Genomic DNA, 15,376 nt, shown 5'->3' with positions numbered 1-15,376 from the left:
GTGGTTACTCCGGGCGCCGCTCATCTTCGCGAGGCCTTGCTGGCGATGGCATTTCTTTGCTTCGCTAAAAACTGATTATCCGTGGTGCCAGCCTCCTTATAGGCGGCCATGGCCCCTTGAAGGTGGCGGATGCTATGAAGCGTTTCCGTGGTTGCCTGTTGCAGTCCTGCACGAGTAATCGGTGCACGCGCTCCATTGGGGCCATTATCCAAGTGGACGGCGTTGGTGCCCAGCGCATCGAAAGCCGCTTCCATCCAGGCGCTACGTTGCAGGGTAGCGCTTTCCCAATCAGCCAACATGCCTTCGATTTTTGCGATCTTGTCCGGGGCGAGCCGGTTCTTGATGTCCTCGGCTTCTACGGCCCGTTGAAACAAATTGAGTGCGCCGGGGAGAATCGATATCCACGCGCCCAGCCCTCGATTTGCGACGAAATCCGGATTGAGGATTGAGTCGAGTGCCGGATGAATCAACTCATCCTTGATGCTGTTCCAGTTGGGCTGTATTTCGTTGGCGGCATCGGGTATACCCAACGCGCTATCGATCGCGGCAACAGACATCTTCGAGGTTTGTGGTATGAGCGGGCCCACCCGTCCTATGTATTCGGTAAGTGTTGCTAAGCGACCGCCCAGATGTTGAGCCTTGTCTTTTAATGCACCGCCCAGCTCTGTCACCGCATCTGTCATTGAACCGGCAATATCACCGCCAAGATTGCCGCCCGTTGCCGCCTCGACATACGGCAATCTTGATGTGCCGCCGACGCTGGTCGCGTGAGGAGCATCCGCAATGAGTTGGCCGGCTTGCTCACCGCCGATGTTGCCTGCCTCATAGCCTAATATCCCAAAGGCCACCACGTTGACAGTATTCGCCAGCAGATTGCGCTTGATGTTCTTTTGACGGGTGACGCCATGGAGTTGTTCGCGCGCTTGCGCGGTATAGCCACCGAGGATGGAAATGAAACCCGAGTAGAGGGTGATTACGCTTTCCGCTTTGGCCCCGCCTTGAGGGTCCACATAACGCAACGGATTATTCCCCGCAAACCCATACAGATTCAGCCCGTCCACATCCCCCGCCGGATCCGCACTCACCCAACGGTACAACCACGGTGCGTAATAACGCGCGCCATAGTAGTAAAGCCCGCATTCATCCATTTCCTTGCCGGAATAGCGGATGGTTTTGTAGCTGACTTGCACGGCCGATTCCGCTGTCAGCCAGGCCGTGCCACCAAAGGGGTAATACCCTTCGTGGCTGATCAGGCTGGCGTTCTGATCGAATTCCATCAGGCTGGAACCGAGGTGGTCGTCGAGGCTATAGCGCAGTTGATCCTCCTCGATGCCGGAGGGCTTCTTGCTGACCCAATGCAGGCAACGCACGCTGCCACGCCCGCCCGGGAGGGTGATGACGTGCAGCTCTTCACCGTTTTCGCGGGTACGGATTTCCAGGCCCGGCAGGTAGATCACCTGGTGAAAATGCGTGGTCGTTGTCGTATGGGTTTCGTGTCGCTTGTAGACCCGATCACCCTGGCTGTAGCGAAAGCGTTCTTCATCGTTAAGGCCGCTGTCACGTTTGACGAGCGTGGCCGAGATCAGTTGATCACGGCTGTTCCAGGACAGTGGCCGACCCGCCTGTAGGGTCTGGAGATTGCCATGGCGGTCAAACAACTTTGCAAAGTCTGGGGCGGGATCTCCCGGTTTCCAGCGAACCCCCCGGTTGCTGGTCGGGTCAATGCACGTTTCGTGGGTGTAGCCACCCACATCACGCTCATGGACCAACTCGATCAGGTTGCCGCCCGTGTCGTACTCGTAGCGCTGTTTGTAGTTGAGATGGTTTTTCGGATCGCTGGGCAGAGGGCGGCCCGGCAGGTCAGAGATCGGGGCGGCGTCGTGACCGGTGGCGCTGGTCAGTTGGTACAGCGAGTCATAAGTGAACTCGCGGTGACCATCAATGAGCTGGTTTTTGAAATACACCGGTTTAAAGGTGAGGTCGTCAATGCGAAGGGCATTACCGACACGATCGTAAGCGTACTGGAGGTGCTGGAGCGGCTCTTCGCTCGGCAGTCCGGCCTTCAGAATGTCGAGACGACCATCGGCAGCGTCGTAGGTCCATTCGCTGACCACCCCGTTGCCGGCGCGTTGTTCGATGATCTGGTTTGCAGCGTTGTACCGGGCGTCCTCCAGAATGGGCTTCCAATCCTCCCCAGGCTTGAGCAGGAGTCGCGATTTTTTCAGCTGCCCGGCGATGTCGTAGAACAGTTGTTGTTGGTGATTGCCGGCGTCGGTCTGAGTCAGTACGGCACCGAGCGGGCTGTAGATCCAGCGGGTGAGGAAGGTGCTGACATCTGCAATCGTTCGGGTTTCACTCAGCGGCGTCCCTTGCAGGCTAAAGCTGCTCAATTCAAGTGAGCCTGAGGGATCGACTTGCTTGATCAGATGGCCACGCAGGTTGTAGTCGGGATTGGCCGTCGCATCGGCAAAGATGAAGCTTTCAACGTTCTGTTGATCATTCTCTTCAACGGTGATGATGCGCAACTGGTTGTCATAGGTGGTGCGCCAATGACTGCCGCGTTGGTCCCAGCGCTGCAGCGTTTCCCCGGCCATTCCGGCCAGGCTCAAACGCCAGCCGGCGTCGACGGAATCGACTTTCAGCGGCTCACCGGAAAGGCGGTGTACTGCGGTCAGGTTGGGGACGATACCGAACAGTCGCGGGTCCCATTGTTCGAGCAATCGCCCGGCGGCGTCATGCCGTTGTCGGGTAATCAGGGTTTCCAGGGGCCCGTCGTTGACCTTGCGCAAGTACGCAATCTGGCGAATCGCTAAGCCCCGGCTATCAATGGCCGTCACATTCGGGGTCCGCCAATGAACTTTGGTTGTCATGGCTTGCCTGCCTTCAGCTCACCTTCAGGTGGCGCAACGTAGGTGTCATTAAAGTCCAGGCTGGTGGTGTACCAGGGGTGGATGATCTCGAGCGCGATATCTCCTTTGGCGTTAATGACTTTGTTCAGGCGACCCAGCACGTCGTAAAAGTTCTGATCGTGATGGCCAAACTCACGGAAGGAATGGTCATTGATATAGCGGTGCCCATTGGCGAAATAAGGGCGAAATACCCGAACGGCCAGTCCTTTGTTGTTGTATTCCACACGTTCGCTGACGCGCCAGCGTTGGTCGGCGTGCGCGACCTTTGGCTTGCCGTCTTCAATCACCAGCTCACCGTTTTCCACCACAAAAGCCTGTCCCGGCTCGACCAACTGTTTGGTCTGCAGTGGGCGGCCAAAACCATCCACAAAGGCTTTAACGATCTGGATTTGCTGCAGCTCATCATCCCAATAGCGGTCGGCGGTGAGGACGACACTGTGCACCGGTTCGCGGGGAATCGAGTGGATCAGGTCGAGCAGCGCTTGTTCAGGCCCGGTCAGGGACTTGAGCCGGGACAGGCGAAGGCGGGCGCTGGCGCGAATGTGCAGACTTGGCAACACGTAGCCTCGTGCGACCCAGGTGGTCAGCCAGTCAGGTGTCTGCCTTACGGAATCGGGGAGTTCGCCCATCCAGCTGAACAGGTCCTTGCGCAATACGCTGGCCGCTTCTTGCAGGGCGCCTTTCGGATCTTCGATGGCAGGGTCCGGACGATGGTCCGCAGGAGGTTCGTGTTCGTTGAGGGGGCAAAAACCCACTTCTTCGCCGTCTTCAGTTCCATAAAAACTGATGGCAAGGGGTTGTCCGGACGGCTCGTAAAGGGCTTCCTCGACATTGTCATTGGCATCGATGCTGCGCATGAGTTGTAGCGCGTGATAGTCATATTCGAAGCGGGTTTCGCAACCATCCGGTTGCACGACGCTTTCCAACAGTAAGCAGTATTTGTCGTATCGAGCGGTCGTGATGCCGTGACTCGGTGTTTCGTTGTACTCAAGAACTTTGTAAAAGTTTTCGGCAACGTCGTACTTGGCAAAACCATACCGGGACGACCAAAGGTTTTTCTCTTTGTCCTCCTCCTTGTCTGCCGCCTCATCCACCCCGAGAACCAGAGGCATGGTCGAATAGCCGATTTTTTCCAATTCGTCCCGAATAACGAGCGACGGCACCGTGTCGTAGGCTTGCAGTGCTGTCTTGTCCAGTTGGGCAATTTCCAGCGGTGCCTGCAGTGCCTCGAACTCGGCTTTGCCATCGGCGAGCGGTGTTTGATCGGCAGTCTTGAGGTAGCGATAGACCGACTGCGTGGTCAGTAGCCTCTGAGCGACCCATTCGGGCGAGGCGTACAGATCGATAAATCCTTCATAGGAAATGTCTGCGGGGGCGAGCCCCCCGGATGCTGGCTTCTTGGGCAGTACCAACGCATTGCCACGTTGCAGATAAGGCAGACCCAGTCGCCAGCCTTGCAGGTCCTCCTGCAAATGAATGAACTGGGCGCGGGATTCGTTCAGGTAATAGGACTGTTGGGCCGGGTCATGGGCATCCGTCCACCATTTTTTTTCATCAGCGTCATCGAACGGCGGATCGTCATCATCCGGGTTTCTGCGCCGGGCATAGCTGACCGTAATGGCATGCACAGGCAGCCCAAACTCGTCGTGGCCCAACGTGATTTCATGTCGGCACAGCGGGTCATTCACGAAGCGTTCGTACTGATAGCTGATCTTTTCCAGCGGCAAGGGCAGCATGATCGGGTAAGCGTCATGCTCTCCCTTTTTGCGCAGCTCGCGGACCTTGTAACGACTTTCCTCCACTGCGAAAGGCACCGCCATGGCCAGGTCATCGTCGCCAGCGTAGGTCTCCACACGCAGCACTGAACCTGCGAGGGCGCGGGCGATTTCGTGGGTGGTGGCTTCATCGGGCGGCGGGATCGGGTCACCGAAAGCGTCGTTGCGGTGATACTGGCAGAACAGCATGGGTTTCAAATCACACGCTTCGGAGTCACGGTCGAAATAGCCATCGCGTGGCAGGTCGATTTGCCGTCCGGTGTGAAACCAGGTGCAGACCAGCGCCGGGGCGGTAAAACCAATGTCATCTTCAATTGCACCGGCTTCACTGTCGGTCTGGCGCAGCAGCCCGAAACCGCGAAACTCCCGGTTCTGCCCATCGTAATAACCGTGCAAGTACTCAAAGATCTGGTTCAGGCAGTTGCCGGTGATTTCATCGAGTTGGCTTTTTTGCTTGACCACCGGTACCGGGAACGGCAGGTAGCAAATCGGCAAGCGTTTAAGCTTGAGTATCTGATGCTTTTCATCCAGCCATTCCTGCGCCGAACTGCGATACACCACCTGCGTGCTGCAACCCATGTTGTTGTTACTGGTCACCAGCATGTAAGGCTTGGCGCTGACGAAATCGTAGCGCCAGTGCTGTGGCTTCATGTGCGGCACGGTCAGGATCAGGCTCGCGCACCCCAGGCCTTGCAAGTCGGCGAGGGTGACATGGCACAGGTTGTCGTAACGGATGCCGTCGGGCCACGGGACCGTTACGGGGATTTGCTCAAGGCCATTGCCGCCGCGATTGAAATAGATCTCGAAACAGTCGGATTTCAGATAAATCAGTGCCGGTGCACCGGAGCCGTCGAGGTCGGCGATCCGCACCCGCGCCGCGTCGAATGTCGCGTAATCGAAGGGCAGGGCACTCATGACAAAACCCTCGCCGAACCGACCGTGACCGAGGTTCGGCCAGCATTTGATTTCGTCGTGTCGGATGCTGCACAGCTCGGTCATGTCGCTGCCCAGCAAGTTGCCCAGCATCACCAGTTCGGTGCGGGAGTTGCTGAACAGCGGCAGGCGATCGGTGTTCGGTTCGTGCTCGACCTCCTGGCCCGGCGCGAAACCTTCCTCGCGCCGATTGGCGTACAAGCGCACGCTTCGCGGGCCGATCAGCGCCATCGAGCTGAGCCCGTCGCCCATCAAATCGCCAGACTGTGAAAGCGCGTGGAAAAACTCCACCGGGAAGGCAGAAAAGGGAATGAACCCTGACCAACTGCGATCGGGATTGAGGGTGTGGAAACCGCTCATACCAGGCGAGGCGAGGATCCAGTCCAGCCGACCGTCGCCGGTCATATCGGTCAGCGCCTGATAGGTCGGTTGATTGCGATCTGCCACGGGAATGCGGTTCAGTTCTGTCCATGGGCCATAGTGGATATCATCCGCCCCCGTCGGCGCGCGCAAGGGTTCGCGGTAATACCAGCTCTGGTCGTAACGACAGAGAAAACCAGGAACGCCTTCACCGAACAGATCGACGCATTGGTGGTTCGCGCCGTCCTCGATGCCGGGCATGTTTTCGAACGGGAAGAACTGGCTCGACTGCTTATTGAGTTCGAAGCCTGAATAGTCGAACTCCACCGGCGGCATGTTTTCCACCGCGCCCCGGGCATCGTACGCTTGATAGTGCGCCGCCACGATTTGGCTATAGGACCAGAGCGCCAAGCTGCGGGGGTACTCGAATACCACACGCCGAACCAGCACCGGATCGGCCCCTGAATCGGGAAATTGATGAAACATCAATACTTGTTGGCAGAGGCGGCGAGTGCCCACTTCAAAGCCTTGGCCATAGGAGGAAAAGGGGTCTGAGCGTGTCAGCCACGGATTAAGTGTGTCGCCGTCATAGACCGGTTTTTCCGTCAGGGCATTAGTGCGCTCGCCGTAGTCGAATACCAGATGGAAGTGCCATGAAGGCGGCGCTAATCTCCGTACGTTCCAGCCATACAAGTGCTGACTCGCTTCGAAGTTGCCATACAGCACGCGATGCAAGTAACGCTGAGCCCGGTAGTCGTGTGGCTGATCCGGGTCCTCAGACGAGTCCTCTGCCTTGTATTCGAAGCAAATGTGTTCACCGTGGGTGTTCATGCTTTCCTGCAACAACCAGGCACCAACGCGTTGCGGGTCCTGCGGATCAGCCCGACGCGAGGTATCGGATTTACCGAACAGGTGAAGACTGCCATCGGCTCCATGCACCAGCCAGAAACCCTCGGCAGTGGTGTCGGAGCGCCAGAGCTCGATCAGATCGAACGAACTCTCGACCCGCGGCCAGTAGCGCACAACGTGGTGTTCACCAATGGGGAGACCGCGATAGTCGGTTACAACACTGGACTTTGGCTTGCCCTCGTCATCCAGTTCGGGCATCAACTCCTCGCCGCCGGGGCCGACCATGATGTCGGTGGCGAGGTAGTCGGGTACACCCTTGCTGGTCCGGCGAGTGATAGCACTGACGCCCAGACTCCAGCCGATGCCGAACGGACCGTTACCGCCCTGGCTGTCATAGGTCAGCGCCATGGCGGGATCGAAACCGCGCCCTGCTGAAAGGGGCAGCGGCAACTCGAACGAGGCACTGCCCGTCACGCCGACCGATCCCCAGCTTTTGCCAATCGTGGCAATGGAAGCACTCTTGGCGATGGAGGGCTCAGTGATGCTCAGGGAGGCTTGCTCTTCCATGGGGCTGATCCTGTTTTCGGCTTTGCGCTCTCCCGTAGCAACGGTGTCGCGTGATAGAGCGACGCTAACAAAATCAGGGAAAGGCGTGACCTGTCAGATCTGACAGGTGAGGCCGGTTTTTTAGACCGATTACCGTGGGAAAAGCTGCGCTATATAGCGAATGGTAAAAGTGACACGCAAAAAAACGGCCGGGTCATCTAAAAGACGACCCGGCCGTATTGGCAGGCTGAAGTGCTTACTGCACTTCCACCGCCAGGCTTTCACTGATCTTTTTCTGCCAGATGGCAGGACCGGTGATGTGTACCGACTCACCCTTGCTATCAACCGCAACGGTAACCGGCATGTCTTTCACGTCGAACTCGTAGATCGCTTCCATGCCCAGTTCGGCGAAAGCCACCACGCGGGATTTCTTGATGGCTTGCGCCACCAGGTAAGCCGCGCCGCCGACTGCCATCAGGTAAACGGCTTTGTGGTCCTTGATCGCTTCGATCGCGGTCGGGCCGCGCTCGGATTTGCCGATCATGCCCAACAGGCCGGTTTGCTCGAGGATCTGACGGGTGAACTTGTCCATCCGCGTCGCGGTGGTCGGACCGGCAGGGCCCACCACTTCTTCGCGCACCGGATCAACCGGGCCGACGTAGTAGATGAAGCGACCTTTCAGGTCCACTGGCAGGGTTTCACCCTTGTTCAGCATCTCGACCATGCGCTTGTGCGCAGCGTCGCGACCGGTGAGCATCTTGCCGTTGAGCAGGACGGTTTCGCCCGGCTTCCAGCTCTGCACGTCTTCCGGGGTCAGGGTGTCGAGGTTCACGCGACGGGCCGACGGGCCGGCTTCCCAGACGATTTCCGGGTAGGCGTCCAGCGGTGGGGCTTCCAGCGAGGCCGGGCCGGAACCGTCGAGCACGAAATGCGCGTGACGGGTGGCGGCGCAGTTCGGGATCATGCACACCGGCAACGAAGCGGCGTGTGTCGGGTAATCCATGATCTTCACGTCGAGCACGGTGGTCAGGCCACCGAGGCCCTGGGCGCCGATGCCCAGTTGGTTGACCTTCTCGAACAGCTCCAGACGCATCTCTTCGATACGGTTGGACGGGCCGCGCTTTTTCAGCTCGTGGATGTCGATAGATTCCATCAACACTTCCTTGGCCATGACGGCGGCTTTCTCGGCGGTGCCGCCGATGCCGATGCCGAGCATGCCCGGTGGGCACCAGCCAGCGCCCATTTCCGGAACGGTTTTCAGCACCCAGTCGACGATCGAATCGGACGGGTTGAGCATGGCCATTTTCGACTTGTTCTCGGAACCGCCGCCCTTGGCCGCCACGTCCACTTCCACGGTGTTACCCGGAACGATGGAGTAGTGGATGACCGCCGGGGTGTTGTCCTTGGTGTTTTTACGAGCGCCTGCCGGGTCGGCGAGGATCGAGGCACGCAGAACGTTTTCCGGCAGGTTGTAAGCCCGGCGCACGCCTTCGTTGATCATGTCGTCCAGGCCCATGGTGGCGCCATCCCAACGTACGTCCATGCCCACGCGAACGAAGACGGTGACGATGCCGGTGTCCTGGCAGATCGGGCGGTGGCCGGTGGCGCACATCCGCGAGTTGATCAGGATTTGCGCCATGGAGTCACGGGCCGCTGGCGATTCTTCGCGCAGGTAGGCTTCGTGCATCGCCTGGATGAAGTCAACGGGGTGGTAGTAGGAAATGAACTGCAGGGCGTCGGCAACGCTCTGAATCAGGTCGTCTTGCTTGATCACGGTCATGAGTCGCGCTCCTCTAAAAGACGGGAACATTCAATAAGGTGCTTGCAGCTTGGGTGCATCGGTCGGTTGCAAGCACCTTTACAAGGCACGCCGGGGCTGCTGGCGCGACGCTAAAAAGGCGCGGCAGTATAACGCGCCTCGGTTCCGGGCACACCCGCCGGTAGTCAATCTCGTAGCGAGGGGATTTATCTGTGGTGAGGGATTTATCTGTGGCGAGGGGATTTATCCCCGTTGGGTGGCGAAGCCGCCCCGAAAGCTGCACCCCGGTGGACCAGGTACACCGCATACGTCGGCTTGACGACTGCTTCGCAGTCGAACGGGGATAAATCCCCTCGCCACAGGTAATCGGTTCGACGGGGTCATGCCTTTGACGCCAGTTTTCCGCCCTTAAAATTCAATGGTCATTTATCAGGCACGCAACTAAAGTGGCATTCGGTCTGTAGAGTAGGACACTCAAACAGCCTCCCTTCGCACGGTGAGTCAACGATTGACCCATAACGCCATCCAACGCCTGTTACTCAAACGCTTTGCCCTCGCAGCCGGCACCTACGCCCTGGCCTTGCTGCTGTTGTGGCTGGCGTTTTTTACCGGTCATTACGATGAACCCCTGGCCAGCGTGGCCATCGGCAGTGCGCTGGTGGTCATCAGTCAGGCGGCGTTGTTCGCGGTGTTTTACAGCGGCTGCAACCTGCGTTTTTCTGACCCCAGCCTGACTGAAGCGCAAGTGTTGTTGGGGCTGGGTTGGCAAACCTGGCTGATCGCCAATCTGGACGAGGCACGCGGCGCGTTCCTGGTGTTCTACGTGCTGATTCTGCTGTTCGGGTTGTTCCATCTTTCGCGCCTTGCCTTTCTGCGGTGCACGCTGTTGGTGTTCGTCAGTTTCAGCGCGATCACGCTGTGGGAGGGCTACCACTTCCAGTTACCGGACCCGGCGCTGGCCGCGTTGCAGGTGTGCGTGCTGCTCATCGTGTTGGTCTGGCTGGAGCTTTATGCCCGTTACGTCCAGACCTCCCGGCAACGCATGCGTCAGCGCCGATTTGCCTTGCAAGCGCATCAGGACACCCTGCGCGGGATGATGCGCCAGCTCGAAGACCTGGTGGCCACCGACGAATTGACCGGGCTGTTTAATCGCCGGCATTTCCTGCGCCTGGCCTCCCGTGAGCTGAAGGCCATGGACGCCGATGTCATGCATGGCCTGGCGCTGATTGACCTCGACCATTTCAAACGGATCAACGATGTGCACGGCCATGCCGCCGGTGATCAGGTGCTGCAAGCCTTTGCCGCCGTGGCCACCGCCTGCTTGCGCGATGGCGATGTTCTGGCCCGTTACGGTGGCGAAGAATTCGTCGTGCTGTTGCCCGATTGCAACGCCGAGCGCTTGACCTCGTGTTGCGAGCGGCTGCGCATTGCGTTCACCGATGTGGAACTGATCGGGCTCAACGTCGCCCATCTCAGCTTGTCGGCGGGCATGACGTTGCTCGAACTGGGCGACGATCTCGATGAAGCCTTGCAGCGCGCCGATCAGGCGCTCTATCGCGCCAAGCGTGACGGTCGCAATCGTTGCGCGGCCGCGTGGGAGAACGTCGATGCCTGAGTTACGGGTCGGCGAACGCCAATGGTCGGTGGCGGCGGGCAGCAACCTGCTCGATGCGTTGAATCAGAACGGTGTATCGGTGCCTTACAGCTGTCGCGCCGGCAGTTGCCATGCCTGTCTGGTGCAATGTGTACAAGGGCTGCCGAGTGACAGCCGCCCCGACGCCCTGAGCGCAGACCAGCGTCAGCAAGGCTGGCGCCTGGCGTGCCAGTGTCAGGTGGTCGAGGACTTGCAGGTGCACACCTTCGATCCTCAGCAGGACGGCCGCCCGGCCGAGGTAGCAGCTGTCGATTGGCTGAGCGCCAGCGTGTTGCGTTTGCGCCTGATCCCCGAGCGTCCGTTGCGCTACAGCGCCGGGCAGCATCTGGTGTTGTGGGCGGGCAACGTGGCGCGGCCGTATTCATTGGCCAGCCTGCCGGAAGAAGACCGCTTTCTGGAGTTCCATCTCGATTGCCGCCAGCCTGGGGAATTCGGCGACGCGGCCCGTCAGTTGAAAATCGGCGACTCGATCCGCCTCGGCGAGTTGCGCGGCGGGGCATTGCATTACGACCCGGACTGGAACACCCGACCGCTTTGGCTGATGGCTGCCGGCACGGGGTTGGGGCCGTTGTTTGGTATCTTGCGCGAAGCGCTACGGCAAGATCACCAAGGTGCCATTCGCGTCATTCATCTGGCCCATGATGCCGAGGAACATTACCTGGCCAAACCCCTGCAAGCCATGGCAGCCAGCCGCCCGAACCTGAGCATTGAGCTGTGGACAGCGGCCGAGTTGCCAGAGGCTTTGGCGCAACTGCGGCTTGTTTCACGGCAAACCCTGGCCTTACTCTGCGGGGCCCCTGACAGCGTCGACGCCTTTGCCCGGCGCATGTACCTGGCGGGATTGCCGCGCAATCAACTGCTGGCGGATGTCTTTGTTCTCCGCGGTTGAGCGCTGATTTTCAGACGCGAGACCGACCATGAACGACGCCATCCAATTTGAACGTGAGCGCGGCCTGCTGACCTTGCGCCTCAACCGCCCCGACAAGAAAAACGCCCTGACCCGCGCCATGTACCACCACTTGGCCGAAGCGCTGAAACAGGCGGATTCCGACCCGGAAATCAACGCTGTGCTGATCACCGGTTCTACCGAGTGCTTCACCGCTGGCAACGACATCGCCGACTTCATCCAGCAACCACCGAGCAACCTCGACAGCCCGGTGTTTCAGTTCATGCTCACCCTGCTCGAATGCCGCAAACCGGTGATCGCGGCCGTGGCCGGCGCGGCGGTGGGCATTGGCACTACGATGCTGCTGCATTGCGATCTGGTGTATGTCAGCCGCGATGCGCGCCTTCGCATGCCGTTCGTTAATCTCGGTCTCTGCCCGGAGTTCGGTTCCAGCCTGATCCTGCCGCGATTGCTCGGGCAGGCAAAAGCCGCCGAGTTGTTGCTGCTTGGCGAAGGTTTCAGTGGCGAGCAGGCCGCGCAGTGGGGCATTGCAACCGAAGCCTTGGACAGTGGCGAAGCGGCGTTGGCCAAGGCTCGGGAGATGGCGTTGCGTTTCGAGTCGCTGCCACCGGAAGCGGTGCGTATCAGCAAGCAATTGATGAAAGCCCCGGACCGCGAGCAACTGCGTAAGGCAATAGAAGAAGAGAGCGCACAGTTCACCCAACGGTTGCGCTCGCCGGAAGCGATTGCGGCGTTGACCGGGTTCATCAAACGCCATTGATTCGCGTTGACCGGGCGGGCCTCATCGTCGGAACGACGCCCGGAGCAAGCTCGCTTCCACCTGGGGGCTGTGGCGTTCACAAAACCCTGTGGGAGCGAGCTTGCTCGCGATGGCGTCAGCCCAGGCAACACATCTTCCGGACCGGAAAGCAAAAAAAGCCCCGCCATTCACATGGCGGGGCTTTTGTTTTTCAGCAACCGGTCAATCAGACCATCTTGTCGCCAACGTGCAGGATTTTCATCCCGTTGGTGCCGCCGATGGTGTGGTAGCTGTCGCCCTTGGTCAGGATGACCCAGTCGCCTTTCTCGACTACGCCGCGCTTGAGCAACTCGTCGATCGCGGCCTGGCTGACTTGCTCAGGCGGCAGCGATGCCGGGTCGAATGGTACGGTGTAGACGCCACGGAACATGGCCGCGCGGGCCTGGGTTTCGCGGTGCGGGGAGAACGCGTAGATCGGCACCGAAGAACGGATGCGCGACATGATCAACGGCGTGTAACCACTTTCGGTCAGGGCGATGATCGCTTTCACGCCCGGGAAGTGGTTGGCGGTGTACATGGCCGCCAAAGCGATGCTCTGGTCGCAGCTTTCGAAGACCTTGCCGATGCGGTGGCTGGAGGTCTTGCTGGTCGGGTGCTTTTCAGCGCCGATGCAGATGCGCGCCATGGCTTGCACCGCTTCCAGCGGGTACAGGCCGGCAGCGCTTTCAGCCGAGAGCATCACGGCGTCGGTGTAGTCGAGCACGGCGTTGGCCACGTCGGACACTTCGGCGCGGGTCGGCATCGGGTTCTGGATCATCGACTCCATCATCTGGGTCGCCACGATCACAGCCTTGTTGTGGCGGCGTGCGTGCAGAATGATTTTCTTCTGAATGCCCACCAGCTCGGCGTCGCCGATTTCCACACCGAGGTCACCACGAGCCACCATGACGGCGTCGGAGGCATTGATCAGCGCGTCGAGGGTTTCGTCGTCGGCCACGGCTTCGGCGCGTTCGATCTTCGCCACCAGCCAGGCCGTACCGCCGGCTTCGTCGCGCAGTTGACGGGCGTATTCCATGTCGGCGGCGTCACGCGGGAAGGACACGGCGAGGTAATCGACCTGCATCTCGGCCGCGAGCTTGATGTCGGCCTTGTCTTTTTCAGTCAGGGCCGGAGCGGTCAGGCCGCCACCGCGACGGTTGATGCCTTTATGGTCGGACAGCGGGCCGCCGATCAGTACGGTGCAGTTCAGCTCGGTGGCATTGGCGGTATCAACGCGCATCACCACGCGGCCGTCGTCGAGCAGCAGCTCGTCGCCCACGCCGCAGTCTTTGACCAGGTCCGGGTAGTCGATGCCGACGATGGTCTGGGTGCCTTCGGTCAGAGGATGGCTGGTGGAGAAGGTGAATTGATCACCGATCTTCAGCTCGATCTTCTTGTTGGCGAATTTGGCGATACGGATTTTCGGGCCTTGCAGGTCACCCAGCAGGGCGACGAAGCGGCCGTGCTTGGCAGCGAGGTCACGCACCAGCTTCGCGCGAGCCTTGTGCTCGTCGGGGGTGCCGTGGGAGAAGTTCAGGCGGGCGACGTCCAGGCCAGCCAGAATCAGCTGTTCGAGAACTTCCGGCGAGTTACTGGCCGGGCCAAGGGTAGCGACGATTTTGGTGCGACGGACGGACATGCATAGACTCCTGAGTTCAAGCGCTGAGTGAGGCTACTATGGTCCGAAGTTGTAGTCATTGTTCGTTTGCACTACTTATTCGTTTATATCTTTAAACGAACAATCTTGAAGATTTCCGCCAACGGGTCGATACAGAGCTCAAGACAGGAGAACCCCCATGCGATTCGTGCTCATTGCCGCCCTTGCCATCAGTGCCCTCAGCGTCACGGGCTGCACCCGTTGGTCGATGAACCATCATCTGAATAACGCCTACAGCGCCTATGACCGTGGCAATTGCGAGCAGGTGACGCTCGAACTGTCCAAAGTCGAACGCGCCAGCAGAGCGCGGCCGTATGTGTGGCCGGAGGTGTCGATGTTGCGCGGCTTGTGCCTGGAACGGCAGAAACTGTTTGTCGATGCGGCGCAAACCTACCAGTTCATCATGGCCTCGTACCCGCAAAGTGAATACGCCTACCGCGCCCGCGCCCGCCTGGAAACCTTGCAGTCGCTGGGCCACTATCCGCTGCGCAGTACTGCTGCGGTCGTGCGCCCGACGCAGTTCTGATTGTCGTAGTTGTTCAAAGGCTGGCTCACCGGCGGTGGTGAGCTATAGTCGAATAGATCGGTTTAGAGCCTTGCCTCTGATCGACGCAACACCTGTGATCGGCAGGAGTAAGCGGCAGCAGCTTTATGGACTGTCGCACCGGGATCGGGGAGAGCGCGCCCATGCCTCTGCATAAAAGAAGCAGGCCCGTTCCGAAGCATTAGTGCGGCTCTGCTTAAGGGCCTTGCTGGGCCATTTGCGCATGTTTACTGACCGCCGGATCGAGCGGCATCAACTGCCGTATTTTCTAAGAGTGTTCAACAGCGTCACTGACAAACCCATCGGCTTTCTGGGCAACGTGTCCGAAGACGGGCTGATGCTGATCAGTCAGTTGCCGATGATGATCGGCGCCGATTTCGATTTGCGCCTGAAAATCCCTGCCAGCGATGGCTGCATGCAGGTCATTGATCTTCAGGCGTGTTGCCTGTGGTGCCATGAAGACACGACCCCACACCACTATGACGCCGGGTTCAGCCTGCAACGGGCACCGCCGGAGTATGGCCAACTGGTCAGCGCCTTGAAGCGATACTTCAGTTTTCAGCCGTTGCCTGCCTCGGCCTGAAGCTCTGCGGTGTCTTCACCACCGCCATCGTCGGAACGCCGCCCGGAGCAAGCTCGCTCCCACATTGGATCTTCTGTGAACACATTATTTGTGAACACCACAGATCCATTGTGGGAGCGAGC

General features: G+C 59.4%; 9 protein-coding genes. 5 read left to right on the top strand and 4 right to left on the bottom strand.

Features of this window, described 5'->3' with window-relative positions; translation table 11 throughout:
• Window positions 1-20: 20 nt before the first annotated feature.
• The 3 genes from MO767_RS21510 to MO767_RS21500 all read right to left on the bottom strand — a co-directional run bounded on the left by MO767_RS21510 (window position 21) and on the right by MO767_RS21500 (window position 9,152).
• The gene (locus tag MO767_RS21510; RefSeq protein ID WP_282482142.1) at window positions 21-2,870 is read right to left on the bottom strand and encodes an RHS repeat-associated core domain-containing protein; all 2,850 of its coding nucleotides are present in this window, start codon (window positions 2,868-2,870) and stop codon (window positions 21-23) included.
• Window positions 2,867-7,393, bottom strand: coding sequence for a SpvB/TcaC N-terminal domain-containing protein (locus MO767_RS21505; RefSeq protein ID WP_282482141.1), 4,527 nt, complete (start codon window positions 7,391-7,393; stop codon window positions 2,867-2,869). Before MO767_RS21505 ends, MO767_RS21510 begins: the two co-directional genes overlap by 4 nt.
• Window positions 7,394-7,628: 235 nt before the next feature.
• On the bottom strand, window positions 7,629-9,152 hold the full coding sequence (locus MO767_RS21500; protein ID WP_008156025.1) for a fumarate hydratase: 1,524 nt from the start codon (window positions 9,150-9,152) through the stop codon (window positions 7,629-7,631).
• Window positions 9,153-9,639: 487 nt separating this feature from the next.
• On the opposite strand from MO767_RS21500, the gene MO767_RS21495 reads away from it, so the two are divergent.
• From MO767_RS21495 to MO767_RS21485, 3 genes are read left to right on the top strand one after another with little or no spacing between them, the layout of a single operon-like run.
• Complete coding sequence (locus tag MO767_RS21495; protein WP_282482140.1) at window positions 9,640-10,746, top strand: GGDEF domain-containing protein; 1,107 nt, start codon at window positions 9,640-9,642, stop codon at window positions 10,744-10,746.
• Window positions 10,739-11,674 carry an iron-sulfur-binding ferredoxin reductase gene (locus MO767_RS21490; RefSeq protein WP_282482139.1) on the top strand — a complete coding sequence of 312 codons (936 nt, stop codon included), beginning with the start codon at window positions 10,739-10,741 and terminating at the stop codon, window positions 11,672-11,674. Before MO767_RS21495 ends, MO767_RS21490 begins: the two co-directional genes overlap by 8 nt.
• A 28-nt stretch (window positions 11,675-11,702) precedes the next feature.
• A complete protein-coding gene (locus MO767_RS21485; RefSeq protein WP_282482138.1) occupies window positions 11,703-12,452 on the top strand; it encodes an enoyl-CoA hydratase-related protein in 750 nt (249 codons plus the stop codon).
• 205 nt (window positions 12,453-12,657) lie between these two features.
• Here the strand turns inward: MO767_RS21485 and pyk are convergent, their stop codons facing one another.
• The gene (pyk, locus tag MO767_RS21480; protein WP_201182980.1) at window positions 12,658-14,109 is read right to left on the bottom strand and encodes a pyruvate kinase; all 1,452 of its coding nucleotides are present in this window, start codon (window positions 14,107-14,109) and stop codon (window positions 12,658-12,660) included.
• 157 nt (window positions 14,110-14,266) lie between these two features.
• Between pyk and MO767_RS21475 the strand changes: the two genes are divergently transcribed.
• Both MO767_RS21475 and MO767_RS21470 read left to right on the top strand, forming a co-directional pair.
• On the top strand, window positions 14,267-14,653 hold the full coding sequence (locus MO767_RS21475; protein WP_134417503.1) for a tetratricopeptide repeat protein: 387 nt from the start codon (window positions 14,267-14,269) through the stop codon (window positions 14,651-14,653).
• A gap of 241 nt (window positions 14,654-14,894) precedes the next feature.
• A complete protein-coding gene (locus MO767_RS21470; protein ID WP_282482137.1) occupies window positions 14,895-15,254 on the top strand; it encodes a PilZ domain-containing protein in 360 nt (119 codons plus the stop codon).
• The last annotated feature ends 122 nt before the right edge of the window (window positions 15,255-15,376 follow it).

It is taken from the genome of Pseudomonas sp. UYIF39, from assembly GCF_029963765.1.
Lineage (GTDB): Bacteria > Pseudomonadota > Gammaproteobacteria > Pseudomonadales > Pseudomonadaceae > Aquipseudomonas.
Note: the sequence above shows the minus strand (reverse complement) of the source record. Positions and strands in the feature narration are given on the sequence as shown.

What these genes read in the sequence shown, in the direction of transcription:
- MO767_RS21510 (WP_282482142.1), bottom strand. Translation starts at nt 2,870, where the DNA reads ATGACAACCAAAGTTCATTGGCGGACCCCGAATGTGACGGCCATTGAT.
- MO767_RS21505 (WP_282482141.1), bottom strand. Translation starts at nt 7,393, where the DNA reads ATGGAAGAGCAAGCCTCCCTGAGCATCACTGAGCCCTCCATCGCCAAG.
- MO767_RS21500 (WP_008156025.1), bottom strand. Translation starts at nt 9,152, where the DNA reads ATGACCGTGATCAAGCAAGACGACCTGATTCAGAGCGTTGCCGACGCC.
- MO767_RS21490 (WP_282482139.1), top strand. Translation starts at nt 10,739, where the DNA reads ATGCCTGAGTTACGGGTCGGCGAACGCCAATGGTCGGTGGCGGCGGGC.
- MO767_RS21485 (WP_282482138.1), top strand. Translation starts at nt 11,703, where the DNA reads ATGAACGACGCCATCCAATTTGAACGTGAGCGCGGCCTGCTGACCTTG.
- pyk (WP_201182980.1), bottom strand. Translation starts at nt 14,109, where the DNA reads ATGTCCGTCCGTCGCACCAAAATCGTCGCTACCCTTGGCCCGGCCAGT.
- MO767_RS21475 (WP_134417503.1), top strand. Translation starts at nt 14,267, where the DNA reads ATGCGATTCGTGCTCATTGCCGCCCTTGCCATCAGTGCCCTCAGCGTC.
- MO767_RS21470 (WP_282482137.1), top strand. Translation starts at nt 14,895, where the DNA reads ATGTTTACTGACCGCCGGATCGAGCGGCATCAACTGCCGTATTTTCTA.